This is a genomic window from Bacillus sp. CDB3, from assembly GCF_002081505.1.
Taxonomy (GTDB): Bacteria; Bacillota; Bacilli; order Bacillales; family Bacillaceae_G; genus Bacillus_A; species Bacillus_A cereus_AT.
The window spans coordinates 1-25,194 of the sequence record NZ_ALBR01000014.1; the positions used below are offsets into that span (position 1 = coordinate 1).

A 25,194-nucleotide genomic window follows, 5' to 3' on the forward strand; every position below is an offset into this window, starting at 1 on the left:
ACGTACGTAGTACGTACGTACGTACGTACGTACGTACGTACTACTACTACTACTACGTACGTACGTAACGTAACTAACGTACGTACGTCTCGCTGTGCTCTTTTTAGTTATATTAATTAATAGGCTATACAGGTAGTGGAAGTCGCAATCAAACAAAAGAACTTCCACAAATGTATATGTATAGGAATTTTTTATTTTTCCTACAATGGTAGTAAATAGTAATAGGAGGTGAAAAGGATGGAACGCTTACCGATTGTTATTTGTCCTAATTGTCACAGTCATGCTGAAATTAATCATGTATTAACTGCTCAGTCTAATCAAAATGTAATTTATACGTGTAGGTTTTGTCATTATGTAATCCGAAATATTGAAACGAATAAAGGGTAGTGAGTTATAATTTTTGTTTTTGTCCCATACAATGAGAATACGAAAGGTCTGTCTAATTGAAAGGACGTGACTATGTGGACGGTGAACATACATTTTATAATGTTTCTGAGAGACATTTGAATTTTGATATGGTATTTAACCGCATTTGTAGTTTCATTGAAAAGGATCCGCGAAATTTATATCGCTTATCTATTGGGACAGACTCACAAGCACATCAAAAGGATACGAGGTTTATTACAGCGATACATATTCATCGGGTTGGAAAAGGAGCATGGGGATGTTTGCATCACAAATCAGTAAAAAATAAGCCAGCAACTTTGCGAGAGAAAATATATTTAGAAACGCAGTTTAGTCAAGAAATTGCCTGTCTATTTACTCCAAATCATATACAAACAATCTGGGATTTATTGCACCCATACGCTCAAGATGGAGCGGGGTTCATAATGGAAATTCATTTAGATATTGGGAATGATGGTTTAACAAAAGAATTTATTTTAGATATGACGAAGAAAATTCAAGCGATGGGATTAACAGCAAAAATTAAACCGGATGCTTATGCGGCGTTTAGTTATGCGAACAGGTATACGAAATAATGTGAAATGGTTTCTATATATTCGCAGTTATTAAATATCTTTATTAAAAACTGAATATTACATCTATTAAATAAGTTGAAAATTTTATATAATAAAAGTGATGATGTGAGGGCAAGGAGAGGGACATATGGAAAAGGAATTTGTTTTAACGAGAGAAGAAGAAGATTTATTGTTGGATATTCTGTTTCAGCAAAATTATGCGAGCGAAATTTTAGCGGTGGAGCTTACAGACATTGAGAATGGTTTAAAACAGACAGATGTGACACAATATAAAAAAATCACAAGATTGTTTTACCGATTAAAAAATAAAGGGTATTAAGCGCTACCGGAATGGTAGTCTTTTTTTTATGTTGTATGCTAAAATAGCTGTGTATCTTTTTTATTAGAAGAATGTCAGGACAAAATAATAATATGAAAACGCTATCATAAAATGTGAATAGGATCAGAGAATATAAGCAGGAAAAAGGGAAAATGGGGGATGTAACATGATTAGTATTCCGAAAGATGAGTTTCAACAAATTCTTGTGAAGGATTTAATGATTTCATCAGAAAAAGTAGCACATGTCCAAATAGGGAATGGTTTAGAACATGCTTTACTCGTTCTTGTGAAATCTGGATATTCGGCGATTCCTGTTTTAGACCCTACGTATAAATTACATGGGTTGATTAGTACTGCAATGATTTTAGATGGTATTTTAGGATTAGAGCGCATTGAGTTTGAAAGACTTGAGAATATGAAAGTGGAACAAGTGATGAAGGAAGAGATTCCAGTTCTTATGTTAGAAGATTCCTTTGCAAAAGCTTTAGAAATGACAATTGATCATCCTTTTATTTGCGCTGTCAATGAAGAAGGTTACTTCGAGGGTATTTTGACACGTCGAGCTATTTTAAAATTGTTGAATAAAAAAGTGAGACAGCATAATCGATAACACAGGAAAAGTGACTTCACAGAAAAGGAGAAGTCACTTTTTTTCGTGCATATCAGTTGTGTATGTATTATATTTAAAAAGACATAAAACATAAGAAAAGTTTGAACTAACAAACCGTTCTAATGTATAAAATTGTTCAATTAAATTAAAGATGAAATGCTTATTAAAATTAGGTGTATGGAAGCTAAGGAAAGAGGGAGAAAGTTGCAAATCGATGATTTTCAAATGATGGTTGTGTTAGCTCAGGAATCAAATATGAGAAAAGCGGCGGAACGTTTATTTGTTTCCCAACCTGCGCTTAGTCAACGATTACAATCTATGGAGAAACAATGGGGAATGAAATTTTTTATTCGTTCACAAAAAGGATTGACAATTACACCTGAAGGGGAAAAAGTTGCAAATTATGCAAAAGAAATGTTACAAAAAGAAGAGGATATTAAAAGTGAACTGGCTCTTTTTAGAACGGAAACATACGGTACGCTAAAAATAGCTGTTGCGTCAGTCATTGGTCAATATTGGCTTCCACCTGTTTTGAAAAAATTTGTGCATAAGTATCCTTCTGTGAAGATATCTCTGTTTACTGGCTGGAGTAGTGAAGTGCAAAAGCAATTTTATGAAGGAGACGTTCACGTCGCCATATTAAGAGGGACACAAGAATATAAAGGTCAGAAGCAACAATTATTTGAAGATGAATTATACTTAGTTGATAAAGAAATAAAAGATATTACAATGTTAAAAGAGACAAATAGACCTTTTATTCAATTTAAAAGTGATTCGACCTACTATGGACAAATACAAAATTGGTGGTATGGATTATTTTCCAATCCACCTAAGCGAACGATTGTAGTTGACCAAATTGAAACGTGCAAACAGCTTGTTTTAAATGGTATAGGCTATGCTCTTTTACCTTCGACTGTTTTAAAAGAAGTGCAGGAAAACATGTATAAAACACCTGTTCAATTAACGAGAGAAACATGGTTATTGACGAGTGAATCGGCAAGGCAGTTGAAGCAAGTACAAGCATTTTTAGAAATTATAGAAGAAATTCAAATGGAAAAATAAGATTATTGTCTTGCTACTCGCCCTATCGTTTGGTAGAGTAACATTATAAATGGATTTAGGAGGCAACAAGAATGAAAATGATGGACGCTAACGAAATTATTTCGTTTATTCAAAAGAGTGAAAAGAAAACTCCTGTAAAGGTATACATAAAAGGGGATTTAAAAGAAGTAACATTCCCTGAAACAGTACAAGCATTTGTAAATAAAAAATCTGGTGTATTATTCGGAGAATGGTCTGAAATTAAGACAATTCTTGATGAAAATAGCAAGCACATTGTTGACTATGTAGTTGAGAACGATCGTCGTAATTCTGCAATTCCAATGCTTGATTTAAAAGGTATTACAGCTCGTATTGAGCCAGGCGCAATTATTCGTGACAATGTTGAAATTGGTGACAACGCTGTTATCATGATGAATGCAACAATTAATATCGGTGCTGTAATTGGCGAAGGTACTATGATCGACATGAACGCAGTGCTTGGTGGACGTGCAACAGTTGGCAAAAACTGTCACGTAGGTGCAGGTGCTGTACTTGCGGGTGTTATTGAGCCACCTTCTGCAAAACCAGTTATCGTTGAAGACGATGTTGTAATTGGTGCAAATGTAGTTGTTCTAGAAGGCGTTACAGTAGGTAAAGGTGCAGTTGTAGCAGCGGGTGCAGTTGTAACAGAAGATGTACCTCCATATACAGTTGTTGCGGGAACTCCAGCACGTGTAATTAAAGAAATTGATGAGAAGACAAAGGCAAAAACTGAAATTAAACAAGAGCTTCGTCAATTAAACCCAGAGAAATAAAAAACAAAAAGCGTAAGAGCATGAATGTGCTCTTACGCTTTTTATAGATGGAGGTGTAAAAATGACAGTAAGCAAGTTTGTCCAAGTTCGTAGAGATTTACATAAAATTCCGGAAATCGGATTTAAAGAGTGGAAAACACAACAGTATATTTTAGATTATATAGGAATGCTTCCTAATGAATATTTGGAAGTGAAAACATGGAAAACAGGTGTAATTGTTAAAGTAAATGGGAAAAATCCAGAAAAAATAATAGGTTATCGTGCAGATATAGACGGTCTACCAATTACAGAGGAAACGGAATATGACTTCTCTTCTATCCATGAAGGAATGATGCATGCGTGTGGGCATGATTTGCATACAACAATTGGTTTAGGCCTTCTAACAGCGGCTGTAAGCGAAAGAATAGACGATGATCTTGTGTTTATATTCCAACCAGCTGAAGAAGGTCCAGGTGGTGCACTTCCTATGTTAGAAAGTGAAGAGTTAAAAGAATGGAAGCCGAATATGATTCTTGGGCTTCATATTGCGCCTGAATACTCTGTGGGAACAATTGCTACAAAAGAAGGTTTATTATTTGCGAATACATCAGAGTTATACGTTGATTTAAAAGGAAAAGGTGGACATGCTGCATATCCGCATACAGCAAATGATATGATTGTTGCAGCGAGTCATCTCGTTACACAACTACAATCAGTTATTAGTCGTAATGTGAACCCTCTTGACAGTGCGGTAATTACAATTGGGAAAATCACTGGTGGTACAGTCCAAAACATCATCGCAGAAAAGTCTCGTTTAGAAGGAACAATTCGAACGTTATCAGTGGATTCAATGAAACGTGTTAAAAGCCGAATTGAGGCAATTGTTGCGGGAATAGAAGCTGCTTTTCAATGTGAAGCTGTTATTGACTACGGAGCGATGTATCATCAAGTGTATAACCATGAAGAGTTAACGAGAGAGTTTATGCAATTTACTCGTGAACAAACGAATATAGATGTAATTACATGCACGGAGGCAATGACAGGTGAAGACTTTGGTTATATGCTTCGAGAGATACCTGGATTTATGTTTTGGCTTGGAGTAAATTCAGAATATGGTTTACATCATGCGAAATTAAAACCAGACGAAGAGGCTATTGAGAAAGCGATTGTATTTTTAAATCAATATGTGAAGTGGAAGGGAAATCGAAAGTGAACTTCCGCGCTAATTGTGTAACAGTTTAGAGTGGGGACTTCTTAGTTCCGAGACGAAAATATCTTTCATATTTGTTAGTGTTAGACATTTTCATACAAATGAGTAAAGTTACATTTGGTGTTTTAATAATGAGCAGGGGGTTTTTAGCCACTGCTCATTATTAATTATTGCTAATAGAGAAGATAATTATTTAACTACCTATATATGTTTACTTTTAGTATGAAAAGTGTGTAAAATTAATGTGATACATAGAAAAAAGGGTGGGGAATTACGTGCAAATTAGCAGTGCGATTTTATGTTTCGTCTTATATGCATATGTTATTATTGCGGCGGTTTATTTTGGGATAAGTTTTTACGCCTATCGTTTAGCGAATAATAGTGAATATGAAGAAACATACAAATGGGTGAAAAGATATTTGTCACCTGTACTAGAAATTATGAATGGGTTTGTTCTTTTTTTATTTATTGGATTAATTGCTTTCTCAACGAGCTTAGTAGGGAATAAGACTACATTATTTGTGCTAGGTATCATTATTTTTATGCTATTAGGAATTCGGATTGGTAATACGGTATTTTGGAATGAAAGAAAAGTAGATGGTTGGACGGGAATGCTAATTCCATGTATGTTAGCTGCAATCGTGACGAATATAGAACATGAATATTATCAATTACATTTTTGGCTTATTATTGTTTTAACAATCCTGTCTGTTTTGTATATAAGTACTGTCGTGCTAACATACATTGCAAATGAAAAAGGCGATGCAAAAGGTACGCGCTTCTTTAGAGGGCGTGCATTATTATGGAGTGTGCCGACGATGGCAGTTATAGGAATTATTGCGATATTAGTAAATGGATATCAATTTACCAATTGGCAACTGTTTTTAGAAACTTGGTGGATTTTTATTGTTTCGTTTATAGCTTTTTTAGGCGCAACACATTATTTATTCCATCAACATCATTATATATTGGCATTGTTATTCGCATTTACACAACTATTATTTGCTTTTTTCGGACAAGAAACGTTATTGTTCGTTTTTGAAACATTTAGTTCATTTGGAAATATATTTGTATTCGGTATGTTAATTTTCGGTATCGCATTTTATTTACAACAGTATTTTTATATGCAAAAACAAAAATAAGAATTATATACAGGTTTTTGTAGCGAATCTAAAGTATGTTACAATAAAAGTACATAGTATTTGATGTTATTGGAGGAATTCCTGTGGGCGAAAAAGAGAAAGAATTTGCTGTTATTGGGCTTGGACGTTTTGGTGGAAGTATTTGCCGAGAACTCGCTCAATTAGGTATGGAAGTAATGGCAATTGATTCAGATGAGGATAAAATTAATGAGTTTGCAAATATAGCTTCGCATGCCGTAATTGCAGATTCTACAGATGAGATGGTATTAAAAAGTCTTGGTATTCGCAATTTTGATCATGTAGTCGTTGCTATTGGAGATAATTTAAATTCAAGTATTTTAACAACGTTAATTTTGAAAGAATTAGGTGTGAAAAATATTACTGTGAAAGCTCAAAATGACTATCATGAAAAAGTGTTAAGTAAAATAGGGGCAGATCATATTGTGCATCCAGAACGAGATATGGGAAAAAGGATTGCTAATAATATCGCATCAAGTAATGTGTTAGATTACCTAGAGCTTTCAGATGAGCATAGTATTGTAGAGATTATTGCAAATAAAAAAATTGATGGGCACTCTTTAATTGAATTAGATATTCGTGCGAAGTTTGGTTTGAACATTGTAGCAATTAAACGTGGAAAAGAAGTTATCGTATCTCCTCGAGCTACAGAAAACATTCAAGCGGGAGATATATTAATTGTAATTGGTCATGACGATGAAGTAGATCGTTTTAAGCATTTTTTAAGATAAGAGAAAAGGACAATGCCGAGGAGGCATTGTCCTTTTTCTTATATTTCCATAATGATTGGTAAAATCATTGGACGGCGTTTCGTTTTTTCGTATAGGAATGGTGCTAATGTGTCTGTAATCTCATTTTTAATTTCAGACCATTGTGTTGTTTTTCGCTCCATTACTTTTTCTAAATGTGTTGTAATTAATGTTTGAGCATCGTTGATTAAATCGCTGCTTTCACGCATATAAACGAAACCACGCGAGATGATATCAGGTCCTGCTGCAACTTTAAATTCTTTCATATCAATGCTTACAACTACAATAACAAGTCCTTCTTCAGAAAGAATGCGACGATCACGTAATACGATATTCCCGATATCTCCAATACCATTTCCATCGATATAGACAGAGCCAGATGGGATTTTCCCAGCTACGCTTGCTTCATCAGAACGTAAAGCAAGAACATCTCCATTATCCATAATGAAACAATTTTCTTCTGGAATACCACAATCATTAGCTAATTTCATATGCATACGCTGCATACGATACTCACCATGAATTGGCATGAAATATTTCGGCTTAATAAGACGTAACATTAACTTTTGTTCTTCTTGTCCACCGTGTCCACTCGTATGAATATTTGAGAGTTTACCATGGATTACATCAGCGCCAGCACGGTACAACATGTTAATTGTACGACTTACACTAATTGTATTGCCTGGGATTGGTGAAGAAGAGAAAACAACTGTATCGCCAGGGATAATTTGAATTTGACGATGTGTACCATTGGCAATACGTGAAAGTGCTGCCATCGGCTCTCCTTGACTACCTGTACATAAAATAACAACTTTATTAGCTGGTAGGCGGTTTAGCTGAGATGTGTCTATGAATGTATCCTTTGGACATCGGATATAACCAAGGTTTTGTCCGATTTCAATAGCTGCTTCCATACTTCGACCAAATACAGCTACTTTACGATTGTTTTCAACAGCGGCCTCAACAACTTGTTGTAAGCGATGGATATTTGATGCAAAGGTTGCGAAGATAATACGACCTTCTACTTTGCGGAATATATCTTGAATACTATCACCAACACGACGCTCAGACATCGTAAAGTTTGGTACTTCACTGTTTGTACTATCAGATAAGAGACAAAGTACACCGTCTTTTCCGATTTCGGCCATTTTTGTTAAATCTGCTGGCTCACCGACTGGTGTGAAATCGAATTTGAAATCACCTGTATGAACGACTTGTCCTTGAGGTGTTTTCACAACAACTCCGTATGAATCTGGAATACTGTGAGTTGTACGGAAGAAGGAAACAGATGTCTTTTTAAATTTAATAACATCATCTTCTTGAATTTCATAAAGTTTCGCTTTACGAAGTAATCCGTGCTCTTCTAATTTGTTTTTTATTAGGGCAATTGCTAATTTTCCGCCGTAAATTGGAATGTTTACTTGACGTAATAGATAAGGAATTCCACCAATATGATCTTCGTGACCATGTGTAATGAATAACCCTTTAATTTTATCTTCGTTTCGCACAAAATAAGTGTAATCTGGTATTACATAATCGATCCCGAGGAGTTCGTCTTCTGGAAATTTAATTCCAGCGTCAATTATAATAATTTCATCTTGAAATTGAACAGCATATGTATTTTTACCGATTTCACCAAGACCACCGAGGGCAAAAACGGCAGCTTGATCATTTTTTAGGAATTTCATATGACTATACGATCTCCGCTAATATTAAATCAGCGTTTTGTTTTTCATATTCAAGATGAGCACCAGTAACAGACTGAACGAACTCGATATTATATGCGAACTTTTGTAATTTTTTACGAACATCCTTTTGAGACGTAGCCTCTAAATATAAAACTTTTGTATTTTCACGTACTGGGACCTCAGTTAATTTTTCTTGATAAAATACTTTAAAAATCATTGGGAAAACCTCTCCTTGTCTATGTTTTGCATTATCTGTTACTTATTATAAAGCAAACAGTCATGATTTTCATGTTTTTTCGAACGAGAATGAAGAAAAAGCCCGAAATGGGCACAATTTAAGCGATTGTCTTCTTACGGACTAAATCGTTTAAATAACGCTTGAGCTTTTTCTTCAGCTTCTTCAGCATGATTACTCCTTCCTTTCCTGATTTTAAACATGCATGTTACTAATGATAACTCCGTCTCCCGTACAAGAAAGAAGATTAGAAGTGAATAGTGAATCTTGTTCTTTTTAGTATAGTGTAAGTTATCCTGTAGTAACGATTAGTAGCCGCTAGTTATAGATATAGTATGAGGAAGAATAGAAAAGAAAATTCATCCGAACAAGTATCCACATTTTTTACTAATATTATATGCATATTTCATAAATAAGGTCAGAAAGTGAACGCTTTCTTCACAGATGTTTAATATGTTATACTTTTTTTTGAAATTTGAAAAGTGATAATCAAAATAGGAATATAGAGTGCCAGAAAGGATTTTGACAAATGAATGATAAAATTGTCTTTTTTGATATTGATGGAACATTATTAGATCATGATAAAAAAATTCCGCAATCTACACGTGATGCAGTAAAAGATTTACAAGAAAAAGGTGTGCACGTAGCAATCGCGACAGGGCGTGCGCCATTTATGTTTGAAGATATTCGTAAGGAACTCAATATACATAATTATGTTAGTTTTAATGGACAGTACGTTGTATTTGAAGGTGAGACAATATGTAATAATCCGTTACACCCAGCGGCTCTACATAAGTTTACCCAGTTTGCAAAACAAGAAGGATATCCACTTGTATATCTTGACCATCAAGAGATGAGAGCGTCAGTGGAATATCATGATTATGTAAAAGAAGGTTTTGGAAGCTTGCAATTTGATCATCCGGCATATGAACCTGATTTTTATGAGAAACGTGATATTTATCAAACGCTTCTTTTCTGTGAAGTAAATGAAGAGGAAAAGTTCATTAATCAGTATCCAGATTTTCATTTTATTCGTTGGCATGCGTATTCAATGGACATCATTCCAAATGGTGGTTCTAAGGCAAAAGGGATTGAGAAGTTCATTGAAAAATTAGGATTTAACCGTGAACAAGTGTATGCATTTGGGGATGGCTTAAACGATTTAGAAATGATTGAAGCAGTAGGCACAGGTATTGTGATGGGAAATGGTCATGAAGACTTGAAAAAACTTGCAAATCATGTGACAAACGATGTAAGTGAAGACGGTATATATCATGGATTAAAATGGGCGGGATTGTTATAAGTGAATATGGAACCCATTTCAGATAATAAAAAGGCGGAAGGTTAACTTCCGCCTTTTTATCATTATCGCTCTAGAGGTTTTGAATCATCGGGAGCCGCAAATGGATTGTCTTTATTAATATGGTCATAGAACATAACACCGTTTAAATGGTCGATTTCATGTTGGAATACAATTGCTGGTAAACCTTTTAATCGTAGTTTTACGTCTTCCCCGTTAATAGTTGTTGCCTTTACTGTAATTCTTGTGTAACGAGGGACATAACCAGGTACTTCACGGTCTACAGATAGACAGCCTTCACCATTTTGTAAATATGTACGTTCAACAGAATGACTAATGATTTTTGGATTAAATAATGCGTAGCTATATAACGTACCGTTCGTATCAGTTACATGAACCGCAATCATTTTCTTTGAAATACCGATTTGCGGAGCCGCTAATCCGATTCCGGGGCGTAAATTATATTTTTCAGCCATTTCAGCGTCCTGGCTATTTATTACAAATTCAATCATTTCTTTAAGGGTATTTGTATCTTTCTCGCTAGCAGGTAAGGAGACCTCTTCTGCGACGTCGCGCAAAATAGGATTTCCTTCACGAATTACCTCGTTCATTGTAAGCATATGTAATCTCTCCTTTCTTCTTTAGTCTACCAAAGGAGATAAAAAAAGTCATCGGCAAGTAAGGAAGAGCTATTTGGAAACAAATCTTCTATAGATAAGTTATGTATTAAAAAGAAAAGACGGCAAAGCCGTCTGTTTCTTTCCATAGTTGTTTCAATTTACATTAGCGAATGCAAGCAGCACCAACGATAATTAAAAGGATAAACAACACAACAATTAAGGCGAAGCCGCATCCAGACCCGCCACAAGAACCGCCATAACCGTAGGAAGGATATGAACAAGTTGTTGGATAGCAATATGAGTATCCGTACATGAGATGACCTCCTTTAGCATTTCCCGCTATACTGCGGTTACTATAATGTATGGAGGACGGGTCAGAAATGTATAGGTATTTACCTATAAAAGGAAGAAGTGTTTGTATAATTTTATTGAGAAGAGAGAAAAACTAAAGAGAATTAAATCGTTTACATATTATTCTAAGAGAAAAAATAAGTTAAAAAGGGAATAATATAACAGTAGGTTATTGCTTACTAATACAGATGTGAAAAATAAAAACACGTTTGTATAGAGGAAACCTGCATATTATTTATAAAAAAACGTATTCAAAGTAATTGACATCGTAATTAGAATAGTTGTAAACTAAAAAACGTGATCAAGATTGTATTAATATGTTTTTGAAAAAACATTAGTACAGATTGTTAGGTACACAAAATTATTCTCAACCGACAGACAAATTTGTTGGTTTACATTGTTGCGCTTTCAGTCTAGCTAATAGATAGTGAAAGCGTTTCAGAATATGGTTCAAGAGAGGAAGAGGTGAACGGAATGGGTACTAAAACAAAAAAGACCCTATTTAATGTTGATGAGCAAATGAAAGCTATTGCAGCTCAATTTGAAACATTACAAATTTTAAATGAAAAAGGCGAAGTTGTGAATGAAGCAGCTATGCCTGAATTATCTGATGATCAATTAAAAGAATTAATGCGCCGTATGGTGTATACTCGCGTACTAGATCAACGTTCTATTTCTTTAAACCGTCAAGGACGTTTAGGTTTCTACGCACCAACTGCTGGACAAGAGGCTTCTCAATTAGCAAGTCATTTCGCACTTGAAGCAGAAGATTTCATCTTACCAGGATATCGTGATGTGCCACAATTAGTATGGCACGGTCTACCATTATACCAAGCATTCTTATTCTCTCGTGGACATTTCATGGGTAACCAAATGCCTGAGAATGTAAATGCACTTGCTCCACAAATCATTATCGGTGCGCAAATCATCCAAACTGCTGGTGTTGCGTTAGGTATGAAATTACGTGGTAAAAAATCTGTTGCAATTACTTACACTGGTGACGGTGGTGCTTCACAAGGTGACTTCTACGAAGGTATGAACTTTGCGGGTGCATTCAAAGCTCCAGCAATCTTCGTTGTACAAAACAACCGTTATGCAATCTCTACTCCAGTAGAAAAGCAATCTGCAGCTAAAACTGTAGCACAAAAAGCAGTAGCAGCAGGTATTTACGGAATTCAAGTAGACGGTATGGATCCATTAGCTGTATACGCAGCAACTGCTTTCGCTCGTGAGCGCGCAGTAAACGGTGAAGGCCCTACTTTAATCGAGACTTTAACATTCCGTTATGGTCCACATACAATGGCTGGTGATGACCCAACTCGTTACCGTACAAAAGATATCGAAAACGAATGGGAACAAAAAGATCCAATCGTACGCTTCCGTGCATTCTTAGAAAACAAAGGCCTATGGTCTCAAGAAGTTGAAGAGAAAGTAATCGAAGAAGCAAAAGAAGATATCAAACAAGCAATTGCTAAGGCTGACCAAGCTCCAAAACAAAAAGTTACTGATTTAATGGAAATCATGTACGAAAAAATGCCTTACAACTTAGCTGAACAATATGAAATTTACAAAGAAAAGGAGTCGAAGTAAGCCATGGCTCAAATGACAATGATTCAAGCAATCACTGATGCTTTACGCGTTGAAATGAAAAATGATCCTAACGTACTTGTGTTTGGTGAAGACGTTGGTGTAAACGGCGGAGTATTCCGTGCTACTGAAGGTTTACAAGCTGAATTTGGTGAAGATCGTGTAATGGATACTCCACTTGCAGAGTCTGGTATTGGTGGACTTGCAGTTGGACTTGCACTTGAAGGTTTCCGTCCAGTTCCAGAAATCCAATTCTTCGGTTTCATTTATGAAGTAATGGATTCAGTTTCTGGTCAATTAGCTCGTATGCGTTACCGTTCTGGTGGACGTTGGACTGCTCCAGTAACAATTCGTTCTCCATTCGGTGGTGGTGTTCATACTCCTGAACTACATGCTGATAGCTTAGAAGGATTAGTGGCACAACAACCTGGTCTAAAAGTTGTTATTCCATCTACTCCATACGATGCAAAAGGTCTTTTAATCTCTGCGATTCGTGACAACGATCCAGTTATCTACTTAGAGCATATGAAATTGTACCGTTCATTCCGTCAAGATGTACCAGAAGGCGATTACACAATTGATTTAGGTAAAGCTGATATCAAACGTGAAGGTACAGATGTATCTGTTATCGCTTATGGTGCTATGGTTCATGCTGCATTAAAAGCTGCTGAAGAACTTGAAAAAGAAGGTATCTCTTTAGAGGTTGTTGACTTACGTACAGTTCAACCATTAGATATCGAAACAATCATCGCTTCTGTTGAAAAAACAGGTCGCGTAGTTGTAGTTCAAGAAGCTCAAAAACAAGCTGGTATTGCAGCTAACGTTGTAGCGGAAATTAACGACCGTGCAATCTTAAACTTAGAAGCTCCAGTTGTACGTGTTGCAGCTGCTGATACAGTATTCCCATTCTCTCAAGCTGAGAGCGTATGGTTACCAAACCATAAAGATATTGTTGAAGCTGTTAACAAAGTAATGAACTTCTAATTTTTAGTTTTTCATGTGCAAAAGAAATCAGCACATGCTGGTTTCTTTTGCACATATTCCATAATAATGAAATGAATCAGGGGGCTGAATTCCGTGGCATTTGAATTTAAACTACCAGATATCGGTGAAGGTATCCACGAAGGTGAAATCGTAAAATGGTTTATTAAACCAGGCGATGAAGTAAATGAAGACGATGTACTTCTTGAAGTACAAAATGATAAAGCAGTAGTAGAAATCCCTTCTCCTGTTAAAGGTAAAGTACTTGAAGTACTTGTAGAAGAAGGAACAGTTGCAATTGTAGGAGATACATTAATTAAATTTGATGCTCCTGGATACGAAAACCTTAAATTTAAAGGTGACGATCATGATGAAGCTCCAAAAGCTGAAGAAGCAGCAGTAGAAGCTCCAGCAGCGGAAGCTACTCCAGCAGCAACTGCAGAAGTAGTAAATGAGCGCGTTATCGCTATGCCATCTGTTCGTAAATATGCTCGTGAAAAAGGTGTAGATATTCATAAAGTAGCTGGTTCTGGTAAGAACGGTCGCGTTGTGAAAACTGACATCGATGCATTTGCAAATGGTGGACAAACTGTAGCTGCAACTGAGGCTCCAGCAGCAGTAGAAGCTACTCCAGCAGCAGCGAAAGAAGAAGCACCAAAAGCACAACCAATCCCAGCTGGTGAATATCCAGAAACTCGTGAGAAAATGAGTGGTATCCGTAAAGCGATTGCGAAAGCAATGGTTAACTCTAAGCATACAGCTCCTCACGTAACATTAATGGACGAAGTAGATGTAACAGAACTTGTTGCTCACCGTAAGAAGTTCAAAGCTGTTGCAGCTGACAAAGGTATTAAATTAACTTACCTTCCATACGTTGTAAAAGCTTTAACATCTGCATTACGTGAATTCCCAATGTTGAATACTGCTTTAGACGATGCTTCTCAAGAAATCGTTCATAAACATTACTTCAACATCGGTATCGCAGCTGATACAGACAAAGGTCTATTAGTACCAGTTGTTAAAGATACAGATCGTAAATCTATCTTTACTATCTCTAACGAGATTAATGAACTTGCTGGTAAAGCACGTGACGGTCGTTTAGCTCCAGCTGAAATGAAAGGTGCTTCTTGCACAATTACAAACATTGGTTCTGCAGGTGGACAATGGTTCACTCCAGTTATCAATCACCCAGAAGTAGCAATTCTTGGTATCGGCCGTATCGCTGAGAAACCAGTTGTGAAAAACGGTGAAATCGTTGCAGCTCCAGTATTAGCATTATCTCTAAGCTTTGACCATCGTTTAATTGACGGCGCAACTGCTCAAAAAGCATTAAACCAAATTAAACGTCTATTGAATGACCCACAATTATTAGTAATGGAGGCGTAATAACAATGGTAGTAGGAGATTTCCCAATTGAATTAGATACAGTCGTTGTTGGTGCAGGTCCTGGTGGATACGTTGCGGCAATTCGTGCAGCACAATTAGGTCAAAAGGTAGCAATCATTGAAAAAGCTAACCTTGGTGGCGTATGCTTAAACGTTGGATGTATTCCTTCAAAAGCGTTAATCAATGCAGGTCACCGTTATGAGAATGCAATGCATTCTGATGACATGGGTATCACTGCAGAGAACGTAAAAGTTGACTTTACAAAAGTTCAAGAATGGAAAAACGGCGTAGTTAAGAAATTAACTGGCGGTGTTGAAGGCCTTCTTAAAGGTAACAAAGTTGAAATCATTCGCGGTGAAGCTTACTTCGTAGATGCTAACACATTACGCGTAATGACTGAAGATGCAGCACAAACTTATACGTTTAAAAATGCTGTTCTTGCAACTGGTTCTACACCAATCGAAATTCCTGGATTCAAATACTCTAAACGTGTTATCAACTCTACAGGCGCTTTAAGCTTACCTGAAATTCCTAAAAAACTTGTTGTAATCGGCGGCGGTTACATCGGTATGGAATTAGGTACTGCATATGCTAACTTCGGTACAGAAGTTACTGTAGTAGAAGCTGGCGACGAAATCTTAGCTGGTTTCGAAAAAGCAATGAGCTCTGTTGTTAAACGTGCTCTTCAAAAGAAAGGTAACGTAAATATCCATACAAAAGCTATGGCTAAAGGCGTTGAAGAAACAGAAACTGGCGTAAAAGTTAGCTTCGAAGTTAAAGGTGAAATCCAAACTGTAGAAGCAGATTACGTATTAGTAACTGTAGGTCGTCGTCCAAACACTCAAGAAATCGGTCTTGAGCAAGTTGGAGTTAAAATGACTGACCGCGGTATCATCGAAATCGATGAGCAATGCCGTACAAACGTACCAAATATCTATGCAATCGGTGATATCGTTCCTGGACCACCATTAGCTCACAAAGCTTCTTACGAAGGTAAAGTAGCTGTTGAAGCAATTAGTGGCCATGCATCAGCTATCGATTACATTGGAATTCCTGCAGTATGCTTCACTGATCCAGAATTAGCATCTGTTGGTTACACTAAGAAACAAGCTGAAGAAGCAGGAATGACAGTAGCTGTATCTAAGTTCCCATTCGCTGCAAACGGTCGTGCGTTATCATTAAACAGCACTGACGGTTTCTTACAACTTGTAACACGTAAAGAAGATGGTCTTCTTGTAGGTGCACAAGTTGCAGGTGCAGGCGCTTCTGATATTATCTCTGAGATTGGTTTAGCTATCGAAGCAGGAATGACAGCAGAAGATATCGCTCAAACAATCCATGCTCACCCAACATTAGGTGAAATCACAATGGAAGCAGCTGAAGTTGCTCTTGGAATGCCAATTCACATTGTAAAATAATTTAAGTAATGTAAATAACCCATCTCTTATTTAAAGAGATGGGTTATTTTTAATATAATGGCTTGCAAGGTCTTTATATGTACTTGTCGAATGAATATATATAATACTTTAAATGAATCGTCAGAACATACGTTAATCCAAAAGCAGTATATACTTTCATATAATATGTAATTGATTCAAACTTAATCCCATATATTAATAAAATAGAGCATGTCAAAGGAGAAGGTTCCATGAGAATATTACATGTTATATTTTATCATTTTCTATTATGGAGTGGTTTTTCCATCGTATTAACATTATCGAATGGTGATAAGTTTCATTATAAAGTAATTCTCTTTTTCGTATTTCTTTATTTGGCATATGTGATTGCATGTTTTGTATTACACGTAAGGAAACAGGCATTATTCCTTACATGTTCAAATTGCATATTTTTTTTAATCATATTCTCTATTTTTTAAATTAACGTTTATAGAAATACATTGTTCTTCCATTAAATAATTGTAACTCTCCTTCCAATTTCTTCGCTAGAAAACGGCTAAATTCATTTGCTTTTCCTTTATCGCCAAATGTTGCTGTGGTGGGTAAAGAAATCTGTATGAAAGATTGTTCCTTTTCTATTCCAATTCCCACATAAATAGAATTATATCGGTCGTGACTTGATTGGAGTTTTAATGTTGTTGCTGATGTATCTAATATTTCATAAGGAAAAGCTGTATTTGTATAGGCGTAATTAATTTGATCACCAGTCTTGGAAGTAACGGTTTTATAGTTATGAAAAAGGTGTTTGACATCCTCTATTGAAACAGATTGTTGATTGGATTTAGGTACAAGTGTGATAAAGGCGTGTTGCATACAAATTTACCCCCTAGTTTAGTAGAATAATATCATTCTACATCCTACTGAATTTTTTGACAATTAAAAGGAGTATTACTTTTTTTGTTTAATATATTATTGAGTAGGAAGTGTTATTGAGAAAGGTGGAAACTGATGTTTGAAAAATTGTATGATGAGCATGAAAGTGTGAAGGTACGATTTTTAGGATTTATGACGCATGATACACGTTATGATTTTGGAGTTATTTATACAAATATGTTTTTTGGAAAGCCACTTATTGTTTGTATGCAAACAGGGAGATCTACTTTGCTTGGACGAGATGATGTGGAAAATGTTCCTTATATACAAGAAACTTTTAAGTTAGGATCGGAAGAGGAGGCAGAGGAGTTAGCTCAGTTTTTTAAATTTCTTGTTCCGTCCACTTCTTTGCATGCGGAGTATGAAGAATAATTAACAAGAAACAGTCGTACGTATGAGATATGACTGTTTTTTTGTGTTAATATCGCATACTAATTTAATTTTAAAATATTTAATGTGTTATACTAAAAACCTATTGACGTAAAAAGTATAACATATTAAAATAAAGACAGAAAGTTAAGCGGTTACAAAAAGTTTTTGGGATTATAAACTTAGGGGGAAATGAAAAATGGGAACAATCGTATGTCAAGATTGTGAAGGTACAATTGCACACTTCGAAGATGAGAAAGTAACGGTACTTTACGGGAAATGTGGATCTTGCGGATGTGATCACACAGAGCATACAAAAGCCCAATAATTGATAGGAAATGGACAGCTAAAAGTTTTTAGGACCATAAACTTAGGGGGAAATGAAAAATGGGAACAATCGTATGCCAAGTATGTGAAGGTACAATCGGACATTTTGAAGATGAAAAAACGACAGTGCTTTACGGGAAATGTGGTACAAATTGTGAATGTGCTAATAGAGACAATGCGAAAGCTTAATTATAAATAAGTAGATTATTATTAAAACTCAGGGGGAAATGAAAAATGGGAACAATCGTATGCCAAGTATGTGAAGGTACAATCGGACATTTTGAAGATGAAAAATCAACAGTACTTTATGGGAAATGTGGATCTCATTGCGAATGTGACCAAAAGGAACACTCAAAAGCTTAATAATGAAGAAAAAACGCCTACACATGTAGGCGTTTTTTTAATAGATTGTAGTTGTATGTCCGACTGTTGCAACGATTGCATCATCTCTAATTGGAATAAATCCTATTGATGTTTGTGGTGTGCTAGGTGAACTGTAGTGGCTCATAATACGACTATCGATACGAGTAATAGTATCAGTCAAGAAAGCCGAAATAAATGCATAAGGGACTCGTCGTTCATTTAATGAGTAGATAATTTCCTCTTTTGTTTTTACACCTACGCCATGTCCGTAAAAAAAGAAATTTCCTAAATAGATTGTGTTTTCTCCTTGCCACTCGATTGTAGCTGGATTCACTTGTGGATTTTTAAAGTAAACGAGATCGCCTGGAACAAGATCGCCACCCGTTTTTGTTATGAGCTTTAAATCATGATCATAGTCCCATGTATAAAGTAAAAGGTTTGCAAATAGCCGGTTGAAAGTTTTTTCCTCATACAATGATAGTAATGCTTTGTAAAAAATAATTATCATAGCGGTTGCGCATTCAGTTCCATATAGTTTTCCGTTTTTGAAAATATCTTGGATGGCAATGGAAGGCGGTATGTTTGGAAGTAGTTTAAATCCGCCAAGTGATGTTCTTTCCCAAAACTGAGTGTTGCAAAAAGATTGTTGAAATGTACGAAACTGAAATCCACTTTGAAAAAGTTCTAGCGCGGAAGTAATAATGTTAACTCGTAAATTAAGATCAAAGCTGAGTTCATCAGCTGTTCGGAAGGAATAAACTTCTTGATTTCCTGCCATTATGGATAAAATTTGTTGTTTCTCAGCTGCAAAGGGCTCATATTCATTTGTGATATAAGGATGTACAATAGAACGGCCTATTACAATCATAATAGTATCCCCACCTATACGTTACATTCTTTAATATCGTATGAGAAAAGGAAAAAAAGGTGAAAGAAAAGCCTATCAACTGATAGGCTTGTACTCTTTAATAACACGTAATGTTTGTAACGTCATATCTTCGGGTCCTTGTACAGGTAACCCTGCTTCTAAATTTTTACGAATATACTCTAAGTTTTCTTGTGTAATAATTTCCCCTGGAGTAAAGATTGGAATCCCTGGCGGATAAACCATAACAAAATCAGCTATTATACGACCTGCTGCGTTTTCAAATGGAATGACTTCTGTCTCTGAATAAAAAGCATCTCTAGGAGAGAGTGCTAGCACAGGTATTTCTGGAATGTCTACTTGTACTTGAACACCTTTATCTACTCTATTTCTGTATGTTGTTGCTAAATCTTGTAATGCTGTGATAAGTGTATCAGTTTCACTTTCGGTATCTCCAAAAGTGATAAGACAAAGTATGTTATATAAATCAGAGAGTTCTACTTCAATGTTGTAATGTTCTCTAAGCCATACTTCAGCCTCATGGCCAGTAATACCTAAATCTTTTACAGATACAATTATCTTTGTAGGATCATAGTTAAAAGTAGCATCTGTTCCTAGCATTTCTTTTCCAGGACAATAAAGATGCTCAATAGCATTAATAGCATCACGAACATGTTCAGCTAATTTTATTGTTTGTTCTATGAGAACTTTTCCTTCTGTAGCAAGACGTTTTCTAGCAACATCAAGGGATGCTAACAAAATGTAAGAAGTTGATGTTGTCGTAAGCATGCTAATAATGGATTGGACATGCTTTACGTTCACAAGGCCTTCTTTTACATTAAGAATAGAGCTTTGGGTTAAAGACCCTCCTAATTTGTGAACACTTGTTGCTGCCATATCTGCACCTGCTTGCATAGCCGAGATTGGTAGTTCATCATGAAAATGGATATGAACACCGTGAGCCTCATCAACAAGTACAGGAATATCATAAGAATGAGCTAATTTTACAATCTGCTCTAAATCTGCAGCAAACCCAAAGTATGTTGGATTAATAACAAGTAAGCCTTTCGCATCTGAGTGCTCTTCGAGAGCTTTTTTGACAGACTGCATTGTGATCCCGTGTGAAATACCAAGCTTCGGATCAATCTCAGGATGCATGAAAATCGGTTTTGCACCTGAGAAAATAATAGCTGACATTACAGATTTATGCACGTTTCGTGGCACGAGGATTTTATCACCAGGGCCGCAAACGCTCATCACCATTGTCATAATTGCACCACTTGTACCTTGAATAGAAAAGAAAGTATGATCTGCACCGAAAGCAGCGGCGGCTAAATCCTGAGCTTCTTTAATCATACCTTTTGGATGATGTAAATCATCGAGTGGCGCAATGTTAATTAAATCAATTGCTAATGCATTATGCCCAATAAATTCGCGAAATGTTGGATCCATGCCCTGTCCTTTTTTATGACCTGGAATATGGAATTGAACGGGATTTCGCTTACTGTGCTCAACTAAAGCGGTAAACAATGGTGTTTCGTATTGGGACAATCTATACACCCCTTCTTCTTCGTAATATTTATTAGAATTTGTTTTATATGATTTCATCTCACTCTAAAAGGAATTTAAGATGACTAACTTTTAGAACGTGACTTGTTTTCCTGCCATTCACAAAAGCTTTTTGGGGATGGTAGTCTCACTTTACTTTCTATAAAACAAAAGCATTATATCACCAATAATTATAGATGTATAGAAAAATCTCATTTTCAAGGTGAGTATGTTTAACGCATTATCCGAAAGAAGTCTCCTTCCTCAAGCGTGTGAAGGACGATAGCAAAGCGGTAGGTGGGAGATGAATTGCGGTTTGGCGTAGCCAAAGAAATTGGTTTTCCTATTTATTTCGCCTCTGATATAATCAATCTTATAAGAGGTAATGTTTGGTATGACAATGAAATGAGATAAGCATGCAGTGTTCATGTTGTGTTATCACCGCCATAGATAAAGTAGAAATATTTATGGGAAAGTGAGATGAATTGATATGACAACGCATAATAAGGGGTATAAGTTTCGTCTGTATCCAACAGAAGAACAAGCCTATCTGATACGGAAAACTTTCGGGTGTGTACGCTTTGTTTATAACAAAATGCTAGCTGAGCGGAAAGAAGTATATAAAAAGTACAAAGAGAACAAGGAAGAACTGAAGAAACAAAAATTCCCTACTCCTGCGAAATACAAAGTAGAGTATGAATGGTTGAAAGAAGTCGATTCATTAGCATTGGCTAACGCTCAATTAAACTTGCAAACTGCTTATAAGAATTTTTTTAGTGGTCAAAGTGATTTTCCTACATTCAAAAGTAGAAAGAGTAGAAAATCCTATACAACGAATAGAGTAAACGGAAATATTATGTTATTTCATGGCTATATCAAATTACCGAAACTAAAAATGGTGCGACTGAAACAACATAGAGAGATACCGCAAAACCATATCATCAAATCATGTACGATTTCGATGACACCAACCGGTAAGTGTTACGTATCTGTCTTGACCGAATATGAAAAGGAAATCCTTCAAAAAGAAGTAGAAAGTGTAGTTGGATTAGACTTCGCAATGGCTGAATTGTATGTGAGTAGCGAAGATGAGAAAGCCAATTATCCTCGCTTTTATCGTCAGATGCTGGACCGATTAGCAAAGGCACAACGAGTATTAGCAAGACGTGTACAAGGCTCAGCACGCTTTAATAAACAACGGATCCGTGTAGCGAAGTTGCATGAAAAAGTCGCAAATCAACGTAAAAATTTCCTTCATCATACGTCGAAAGAATTGGCTACTCATTTTGATGTTGTAGCAATCGAAGACTTACATATGAAAGGAATGTCACGAGCACTTCGCTTTGGTAAGAGTGTAGCGGATAACGGTTGGAGGATGTTCACGACATTTTTAGCATATAAGCTACAAGAACAAGGAAAACAGCTTGTAAAAATAGGTAAATGGTTTCCTTCTACAAAGATGTGTAGTCGTTGTGGAAACAAAAAAGAAATGTCATTATCTGAACGCATGTATGAGTGTTCGTGTGGACTCACAATAAGTCGTGATTATAATGCAGCTATCAATATCAAAAAAGAAGCCATACGCTTATTAGCGTTGGTATAAATAGTAGTAAAATAACCTTTGGAACAAGGGAGTTAGCTCGGCTGTCCTCAGACAAATTCGTTAGCTATCAAAAGTAACGATGAACCGAGAAGCCCCCACTTCAAGTAAGCTCGTAAGAGATACTAAGTGGTGGGTAGTTCACATACCGCAAAGAGGAAGACAATTCCATTGAAATGGATAAATGGTGTATAATGCAGAGTGGCTATAGTGAAGAATAAAAGGTTCTTTTAAAGGTAGCATAATGAAAAAAGAAAGAATACTGAATGAGGTGCAAAAATGGAATATCAATATCCACTTGATTACGATTGGTCAAATGAAGAAATGGTAGCAGTTGTAAAGTTTTATGAAGCGATTGAAAAGGTATATGAAAAAGGAGTTTTGAGAGAAGACTTGATGGAATTATATCGTCGTTTTAAAGAGATAGTGCCATCGAAGGCAGCGGAGAAAAAAATTGATAAAGAATTTCAAGAAGTAAGTGGATATTCTATATATCGTGCGATTCAAAAGACAAAAGAAGTAGCGGAAAAAAAGATTGTAAAAATGTAAAAATATTTTGAAAAATAAAATACAAAGTGCTATAATGTGATAACAACTAAAAACGGACAATATAAATTGTCCGTTTTCTACTATCGATTTATCGATTAGAGATCGCATATAAAGGAAGGAGTGATTGCATCGTAGATTCAATCTTAGCAAGGAATTGTTCGTTGGTCATTGCTGAAAACTCCTCTGGTGATATATGAATACCAACTAATAATTCTGCTTTTTTCACAGTAGCTAAACGTTCAATCATCTTTTGTAAGTCTTCCGTTTCAAGCGTTTTATGTAATTTTACACCTGGTTTAGTATGGTCAATGGACCAAACGAAGTCATTTGGAATATTCGTTTTTAAATCATTTAAATGTTCTAAGAAGGCGTGAGCCGTCTCCACTTTTTGTGGACACTCATAGATTAAACCAAAGTATATGAAAGCGTGAGTACCCCATAAACCAATTTGAAAATGTGGTAACATTTTATATCCACGTTTATTTGTTGAAAAAGCAACCCAAGTATCGTTTGGTGGATTGACTTTGCGGCGTGCGTGTTTGGCTACATGGTAGAAAAAGTTTTCATCGGTTTGTTTTGATAAGTATTCTGCAAACTGTTCCCCTAAAGCTTCTAGCTTAGGATGAATATTCGTTTTAATTGCGCTCATTCGTTCTTCAAGACCATCAACAGTAAAAACTTCAAAATCAGTTGATGTGAATGTTTGTAGTGGCATGATTGTTCCTCCAACTCCTATTTTGTTTTATTTTAGCATAGCTTGTACTATTCATAAAAAAAACAGCACAAAAAAATTTTAATAAAAAAATATAATTTTGTTGCATAGATGATTTATCCAACATAGTATAGTATAAAACAAAAAATCAGAAAATTGAATCAATTCTAGTCCGAGGGCAAACGAATATTGGGAGGAGGCAAATAATATGAGACAGGTGATTAATGCGTTAAAGAGAACAGATGCTGAAAAAAGAATTCCGGTGCTACGTTTGGAGCTAGATTATGAATTAGCAACTTTATATGATGCAATGATGGAGAATGACAAACAGAAAAAAGAAGAGTGCGTAGAAAAATTAGAAGTGTTAAGACTTGAAATGATTCGTTTAGAAGCGTAATAATAGTATATGAATAAAAAATTAGTTGGTGCGAACCTTATAAAGGGTTCGTTTTTTCTGTGAACAGTATAGATCGGAGTGTTTAAACATGCACGAGATATGGAAAGATATTGATACACACGCAAAACAGTGGATTCGAGAAGCGGGAGAACGTTTAATGGGATCGCTGAAAAAAGCACTTATTATAGAAACAAAATCTAATGCAGCGGATTTAGTAACAAACATGGATCGAGAGACGGAGCGGTTTTTAATTGGGAGAATTAAAGAAACATTCCCGGCCCATAATATTTTAGGAGAAGAAGGCTATGGAGATGAAATCACTTCTTCTAATGGGGTTGTTTGGTTAATTGATCCAATTGACGGCACGATGAACTTTGTTCACCAAAAAGAAATTTCGCAATCTCAATTGGAATTTATGAGAACGGTATCGGAAAAATTGGCCTTATTTATGATCCAGTTCATGATGAATTATATCATGGGATAAAGGGAGAAGGGGCCTTTTGTAATGATTTACCTATTCCCATGCTAGAAGAAGGAACAATAGAACAGGGAATTATAGCTCTAAATGCGATATGGCTTACTGATAATCCATTGCTGAATACGAAAAAAATGATGAGGCTTGTTAAGAAAGCAAGAGGAACGAGGTCTTATGGTTGTGCTGCGCTAGAAATGGTATATGTTGCAACGGGAAGATTAGATGCGTATGTAACACCGCGTTTATCGCCATGGGACTTTGGCGGGGGACAGATTATTGTAGAAGAAGTTGGCGGGAGAGTAACAACCTTCTCTGGAACTCCTCTTTCTATCATAGAGAAGAGCAGTGTGTTAGTTGCAAAACCAGGAGTATACGAAGAGTTATTACCATTTGTATCGCAGTAACAAAAAAAGTAAGAGGCTATAAAAGAAGCTTCTTACTTTTTAACGTTATTGCGATTTACGCATTTTTCTTTTTGTTACAAAACCGTATCCAACTGTAACAAATGTGCCGATAATGCAAATGATAACACCGATGGGACTATTTTCAGCAATCATAATACCGATGCCAATTAAGAAAATAACACCGATAATTGCAGTTAATAAAAAGCGATATTGAATGTGTTCCATTTCTTCACCCTCCAATCTC

The 25,194-nt window shown here is 35.9% G+C and carries 30 protein-coding genes and 2 pseudogenes; 23 read left to right on the top strand and 9 right to left on the bottom strand.

Annotated elements, in window-relative coordinates:
- Positions 1-237 precede the first annotated feature (237 nt).
- The 9 genes from CDB3_RS31545 (at position 238) to CDB3_RS04300 (ending at position 6,845) form a co-directional block, all read left to right on the top strand.
- Positions 238-387: a hypothetical protein gene (locus CDB3_RS31545; RefSeq protein WP_071746889.1), complete on the top strand. Its 150-nt coding sequence runs from the start codon at positions 238-240 to the stop codon at positions 385-387.
- A gap of 74 nt (positions 388-461) precedes the next feature.
- A complete protein-coding gene (locus tag CDB3_RS04265; protein WP_071771534.1) occupies positions 462-980 on the top strand; it encodes a ribonuclease H-like YkuK family protein in 519 nt (172 codons plus the stop codon).
- Positions 981-1,107: 127 nt separating this feature from the next.
- Positions 1,108-1,299: an antirepressor AbbA gene (gene abbA, locus CDB3_RS04270; RefSeq protein ID WP_071771533.1), complete on the top strand. Its 192-nt coding sequence runs from the start codon at positions 1,108-1,110 to the stop codon at positions 1,297-1,299.
- Positions 1,300-1,465: 166 nt separating this feature from the next.
- Complete coding sequence (gene cbpB, locus CDB3_RS04275; RefSeq protein WP_000623577.1) at positions 1,466-1,909, top strand: cyclic-di-AMP-binding protein CbpB; 444 nt, start codon at positions 1,466-1,468, stop codon at positions 1,907-1,909.
- Positions 1,910-2,086: 177 nt separating this feature from the next.
- Positions 2,087-2,971, top strand: a complete 885-nt coding sequence (locus tag CDB3_RS04280; RefSeq protein WP_128853583.1) for a transcriptional regulator CcpC — start codon at positions 2,087-2,089, stop codon at positions 2,969-2,971.
- Between the two features lie 71 nt (positions 2,972-3,042).
- Positions 3,043-3,765, top strand: coding sequence for a 2,3,4,5-tetrahydropyridine-2,6-dicarboxylate N-acetyltransferase (gene dapD / locus CDB3_RS04285; protein ID WP_097830870.1), 723 nt, complete (start codon positions 3,043-3,045; stop codon positions 3,763-3,765).
- A 61-nt stretch (positions 3,766-3,826) separates the two neighbouring features.
- Positions 3,827-4,957: an N-acetyldiaminopimelate deacetylase gene (locus CDB3_RS04290; RefSeq protein WP_128853584.1), complete on the top strand. Its 1,131-nt coding sequence runs from the start codon at positions 3,827-3,829 to the stop codon at positions 4,955-4,957.
- 272 nt (positions 4,958-5,229) lie between these two features.
- A complete protein-coding gene (locus tag CDB3_RS04295; RefSeq protein ID WP_097830872.1) occupies positions 5,230-6,096 on the top strand; it encodes a cytochrome C oxidase assembly protein in 867 nt (288 codons plus the stop codon).
- Between the two features lie 83 nt (positions 6,097-6,179).
- A complete protein-coding gene (locus CDB3_RS04300) occupies positions 6,180-6,845 on the top strand; it encodes a potassium channel family protein (RefSeq protein WP_000504032.1) in 666 nt (221 codons plus the stop codon).
- 38 nt (positions 6,846-6,883) lie between these two features.
- On the opposite strand, the gene rnjA is transcribed toward CDB3_RS04300, so the two are convergent.
- Positions 6,884-8,551: a ribonuclease J1 gene (gene rnjA / locus CDB3_RS04305; protein WP_000670372.1), complete on the bottom strand. Its 1,668-nt coding sequence runs from the start codon at positions 8,549-8,551 to the stop codon at positions 6,884-6,886.
- Between the two features lie 4 nt (positions 8,552-8,555).
- Positions 8,556-8,768 carry a DNA-dependent RNA polymerase subunit epsilon gene (locus CDB3_RS04310; protein ID WP_000576437.1) on the bottom strand — a complete coding sequence of 71 codons (213 nt, stop codon included), beginning with the start codon at positions 8,766-8,768 and terminating at the stop codon, positions 8,556-8,558.
- A gap of 547 nt (positions 8,769-9,315) precedes the next feature.
- Between CDB3_RS04310 and CDB3_RS04320 the strand changes: the two genes are divergently transcribed.
- Positions 9,316-10,089: a Cof-type HAD-IIB family hydrolase gene (locus CDB3_RS04320; protein WP_128853585.1), complete on the top strand. Its 774-nt coding sequence runs from the start codon at positions 9,316-9,318 to the stop codon at positions 10,087-10,089.
- Positions 10,090-10,151: 62 nt separating this feature from the next.
- On the opposite strand, the gene def is transcribed toward CDB3_RS04320, so the two are convergent.
- Positions 10,152-10,706: a peptide deformylase gene (gene def, locus CDB3_RS04325; protein ID WP_128853586.1), complete on the bottom strand. Its 555-nt coding sequence runs from the start codon at positions 10,704-10,706 to the stop codon at positions 10,152-10,154.
- Positions 10,707-10,869: 163 nt separating this feature from the next.
- Positions 10,870-11,019 (bottom strand): YjcZ family sporulation protein, encoded by a 150-nt coding sequence (locus CDB3_RS04330; RefSeq protein WP_025147739.1) that lies wholly within the window; start codon positions 11,017-11,019, stop codon positions 10,870-10,872.
- Positions 11,020-11,531: 512 nt separating this feature from the next.
- Between CDB3_RS04330 and pdhA the strand changes: the two genes are divergently transcribed.
- The 5 genes from pdhA to CDB3_RS04355 all read left to right on the top strand — a co-directional run bounded on the left by pdhA (position 11,532) and on the right by CDB3_RS04355 (position 16,887).
- On the top strand, positions 11,532-12,647 hold the full coding sequence (gene pdhA, locus CDB3_RS04335) for a pyruvate dehydrogenase E1 component subunit alpha (protein WP_000536893.1): 1,116 nt from the start codon (positions 11,532-11,534) through the stop codon (positions 12,645-12,647).
- Between the two features lie 3 nt (positions 12,648-12,650).
- Complete coding sequence (gene pdhB / locus CDB3_RS04340; RefSeq protein ID WP_000068162.1) at positions 12,651-13,628, top strand: pyruvate dehydrogenase complex E1 component subunit beta; 978 nt, start codon at positions 12,651-12,653, stop codon at positions 13,626-13,628.
- Positions 13,629-13,721: 93 nt separating this feature from the next.
- Positions 13,722-15,011: a pyruvate dehydrogenase complex dihydrolipoyllysine-residue acetyltransferase gene (gene pdhC / locus CDB3_RS04345; protein WP_000863416.1), complete on the top strand. Its 1,290-nt coding sequence runs from the start codon at positions 13,722-13,724 to the stop codon at positions 15,009-15,011.
- A gap of 5 nt (positions 15,012-15,016) precedes the next feature.
- Positions 15,017-16,429, top strand: coding sequence for a dihydrolipoyl dehydrogenase (gene lpdA, locus CDB3_RS04350; RefSeq protein ID WP_061678278.1), 1,413 nt, complete (start codon positions 15,017-15,019; stop codon positions 16,427-16,429).
- A 230-nt stretch (positions 16,430-16,659) separates the two neighbouring features.
- Complete coding sequence (locus CDB3_RS04355) at positions 16,660-16,887, top strand: hypothetical protein (protein ID WP_128853587.1); 228 nt, start codon at positions 16,660-16,662, stop codon at positions 16,885-16,887.
- Between the two features lies 1 nt (position 16,888).
- Here CDB3_RS04355 and CDB3_RS04360 read toward each other — a convergent pair whose 3' ends face one another.
- Positions 16,889-17,281 (bottom strand): DUF1885 family protein, encoded by a 393-nt coding sequence (locus tag CDB3_RS04360; RefSeq protein WP_098765134.1) that lies wholly within the window; start codon positions 17,279-17,281, stop codon positions 16,889-16,891.
- A 135-nt stretch (positions 17,282-17,416) separates the two neighbouring features.
- Here CDB3_RS04360 and CDB3_RS04365 point away from each other — a divergent pair, with 135 nt between their 5' ends.
- The 4 genes from CDB3_RS04365 to CDB3_RS04380 all read left to right on the top strand — a co-directional run bounded on the left by CDB3_RS04365 (position 17,417) and on the right by CDB3_RS04380 (position 18,400).
- Positions 17,417-17,713, top strand: a complete 297-nt coding sequence (locus tag CDB3_RS04365; RefSeq protein WP_000462037.1) for a DUF3055 domain-containing protein — start codon at positions 17,417-17,419, stop codon at positions 17,711-17,713.
- Between the two features lie 196 nt (positions 17,714-17,909).
- Positions 17,910-18,038 (top strand): GapA-binding peptide SR1P, encoded by a 129-nt coding sequence (locus tag CDB3_RS04370; RefSeq protein WP_000536778.1) that lies wholly within the window; start codon positions 17,910-17,912, stop codon positions 18,036-18,038.
- Between the two features lie 59 nt (positions 18,039-18,097).
- Entirely contained in the window at positions 18,098-18,226 is a 129-nt protein-coding gene (locus CDB3_RS04375; protein WP_000536808.1) for a GapA-binding peptide SR1P, read from the top strand.
- A 45-nt stretch (positions 18,227-18,271) separates the two neighbouring features.
- Entirely contained in the window at positions 18,272-18,400 is a 129-nt protein-coding gene (locus tag CDB3_RS04380; protein ID WP_000536797.1) for a GapA-binding peptide SR1P, read from the top strand.
- Positions 18,401-18,437: 37 nt separating this feature from the next.
- On the opposite strand, the gene CDB3_RS04385 is transcribed toward CDB3_RS04380, so the two are convergent.
- Together CDB3_RS04385 and speA are read right to left on the bottom strand one after the other, a co-directional pair.
- Positions 18,438-19,268, bottom strand: a complete 831-nt coding sequence (locus CDB3_RS04385) for a protein-glutamine gamma-glutamyltransferase (RefSeq protein WP_097830877.1) — start codon at positions 19,266-19,268, stop codon at positions 18,438-18,440.
- Between the two features lie 75 nt (positions 19,269-19,343).
- Positions 19,344-20,816 (bottom strand): arginine decarboxylase, encoded by a 1,473-nt coding sequence (gene speA / locus CDB3_RS04390; RefSeq protein ID WP_128853588.1) that lies wholly within the window; start codon positions 20,814-20,816, stop codon positions 19,344-19,346.
- 487 nt (positions 20,817-21,303) lie between these two features.
- On the opposite strand from speA, the pseudogene CDB3_RS04400 reads away from it, so the two are divergent.
- Together CDB3_RS04400 and CDB3_RS04405 are read left to right on the top strand one after the other, a co-directional pair.
- Positions 21,304-22,493: pseudogene (locus tag CDB3_RS04400) on the top strand (RNA-guided endonuclease TnpB family protein).
- A gap of 199 nt (positions 22,494-22,692) precedes the next feature.
- Positions 22,693-22,962 (top strand): UPF0223 family protein, encoded by a 270-nt coding sequence (locus tag CDB3_RS04405; RefSeq protein ID WP_097830879.1) that lies wholly within the window; start codon positions 22,693-22,695, stop codon positions 22,960-22,962.
- Positions 22,963-23,050: 88 nt separating this feature from the next.
- Here the strand turns inward: CDB3_RS04405 and CDB3_RS04410 are convergent, their stop codons facing one another.
- On the bottom strand, positions 23,051-23,677 hold the full coding sequence (locus tag CDB3_RS04410) for a YktB family protein (RefSeq protein ID WP_071746873.1): 627 nt from the start codon (positions 23,675-23,677) through the stop codon (positions 23,051-23,053).
- 205 nt (positions 23,678-23,882) lie between these two features.
- Here CDB3_RS04410 and CDB3_RS04415 point away from each other — a divergent pair, with 205 nt between their 5' ends.
- Together CDB3_RS04415 and CDB3_RS04420 are read left to right on the top strand one after the other, a co-directional pair.
- Positions 23,883-24,071 carry a hypothetical protein gene (locus CDB3_RS04415; protein WP_001250167.1) on the top strand — a complete coding sequence of 63 codons (189 nt, stop codon included), beginning with the start codon at positions 23,883-23,885 and terminating at the stop codon, positions 24,069-24,071.
- An 88-nt stretch (positions 24,072-24,159) separates the two neighbouring features.
- Positions 24,160-24,950, top strand: a pseudogene (locus tag CDB3_RS04420) (inositol monophosphatase family protein).
- 45 nt (positions 24,951-24,995) lie between these two features.
- Here the strand turns inward: CDB3_RS04420 and CDB3_RS04425 are convergent.
- Positions 24,996-25,175 (bottom strand): DUF5325 family protein, encoded by a 180-nt coding sequence (locus CDB3_RS04425; RefSeq protein ID WP_071746871.1) that lies wholly within the window; start codon positions 25,173-25,175, stop codon positions 24,996-24,998.
- Positions 25,176-25,194: the final 19 nt, after the last annotated feature.

Excerpts from the sequence above, each read along its gene's own strand:
- def (WP_128853586.1), bottom strand. The coding sequence starts at position 10,706 with ATGCTTACAATGAACGAGGTAATTCGTGAAGGAAATCCTATTTTGCGC.
- pdhB (WP_000068162.1), top strand. The coding sequence starts at position 12,651 with ATGGCTCAAATGACAATGATTCAAGCAATCACTGATGCTTTACGCGTT.
- CDB3_RS04375 (WP_000536808.1), top strand. The coding sequence starts at position 18,098 with ATGGGAACAATCGTATGCCAAGTATGTGAAGGTACAATCGGACATTTT.
- CDB3_RS04355 (WP_128853587.1), top strand. The coding sequence starts at position 16,660 with ATGAGAATATTACATGTTATATTTTATCATTTTCTATTATGGAGTGGT.
- CDB3_RS04425 (WP_071746871.1), bottom strand. The coding sequence starts at position 25,175 with ATGGAACACATTCAATATCGCTTTTTATTAACTGCAATTATCGGTGTT.
- CDB3_RS04330 (WP_025147739.1), bottom strand. The coding sequence starts at position 11,019 with ATGTACGGATACTCATATTGCTATCCAACAACTTGTTCATATCCTTCC.
- CDB3_RS04280 (WP_128853583.1), top strand. The coding sequence starts at position 2,087 with ATGGAAGCTAAGGAAAGAGGGAGAAAGTTGCAAATCGATGATTTTCAA.
- CDB3_RS04290 (WP_128853584.1), top strand. The coding sequence starts at position 3,827 with ATGACAGTAAGCAAGTTTGTCCAAGTTCGTAGAGATTTACATAAAATT.
- CDB3_RS04405 (WP_097830879.1), top strand. The coding sequence starts at position 22,693 with ATGGAATATCAATATCCACTTGATTACGATTGGTCAAATGAAGAAATG.
- CDB3_RS04385 (WP_097830877.1), bottom strand. The coding sequence starts at position 19,268 with ATGATTGTAATAGGCCGTTCTATTGTACATCCTTATATCACAAATGAA.
- abbA (WP_071771533.1), top strand. The coding sequence starts at position 1,108 with ATGGAAAAGGAATTTGTTTTAACGAGAGAAGAAGAAGATTTATTGTTG.
- CDB3_RS04360 (WP_098765134.1), bottom strand. The coding sequence starts at position 17,281 with ATGCAACACGCCTTTATCACACTTGTACCTAAATCCAATCAACAATCT.
- pdhA (WP_000536893.1), top strand. The coding sequence starts at position 11,532 with ATGGGTACTAAAACAAAAAAGACCCTATTTAATGTTGATGAGCAAATG.
- CDB3_RS04380 (WP_000536797.1), top strand. The coding sequence starts at position 18,272 with ATGGGAACAATCGTATGCCAAGTATGTGAAGGTACAATCGGACATTTT.
- CDB3_RS04365 (WP_000462037.1), top strand. The coding sequence starts at position 17,417 with ATGTTTGAAAAATTGTATGATGAGCATGAAAGTGTGAAGGTACGATTT.
- CDB3_RS04415 (WP_001250167.1), top strand. The coding sequence starts at position 23,883 with ATGAGACAGGTGATTAATGCGTTAAAGAGAACAGATGCTGAAAAAAGA.
- cbpB (WP_000623577.1), top strand. The coding sequence starts at position 1,466 with ATGATTAGTATTCCGAAAGATGAGTTTCAACAAATTCTTGTGAAGGAT.
- CDB3_RS31545 (WP_071746889.1), top strand. The coding sequence starts at position 238 with ATGGAACGCTTACCGATTGTTATTTGTCCTAATTGTCACAGTCATGCT.
- CDB3_RS04370 (WP_000536778.1), top strand. The coding sequence starts at position 17,910 with ATGGGAACAATCGTATGTCAAGATTGTGAAGGTACAATTGCACACTTC.
- CDB3_RS04410 (WP_071746873.1), bottom strand. The coding sequence starts at position 23,677 with ATGCCACTACAAACATTCACATCAACTGATTTTGAAGTTTTTACTGTT.
- dapD (WP_097830870.1), top strand. The coding sequence starts at position 3,043 with ATGAAAATGATGGACGCTAACGAAATTATTTCGTTTATTCAAAAGAGT.
- lpdA (WP_061678278.1), top strand. The coding sequence starts at position 15,017 with ATGGTAGTAGGAGATTTCCCAATTGAATTAGATACAGTCGTTGTTGGT.
- rnjA (WP_000670372.1), bottom strand. The coding sequence starts at position 8,551 with ATGAAATTCCTAAAAAATGATCAAGCTGCCGTTTTTGCCCTCGGTGGT.
- CDB3_RS04320 (WP_128853585.1), top strand. The coding sequence starts at position 9,316 with ATGAATGATAAAATTGTCTTTTTTGATATTGATGGAACATTATTAGAT.
- CDB3_RS04310 (WP_000576437.1), bottom strand. The coding sequence starts at position 8,768 with ATGATTTTTAAAGTATTTTATCAAGAAAAATTAACTGAGGTCCCAGTA.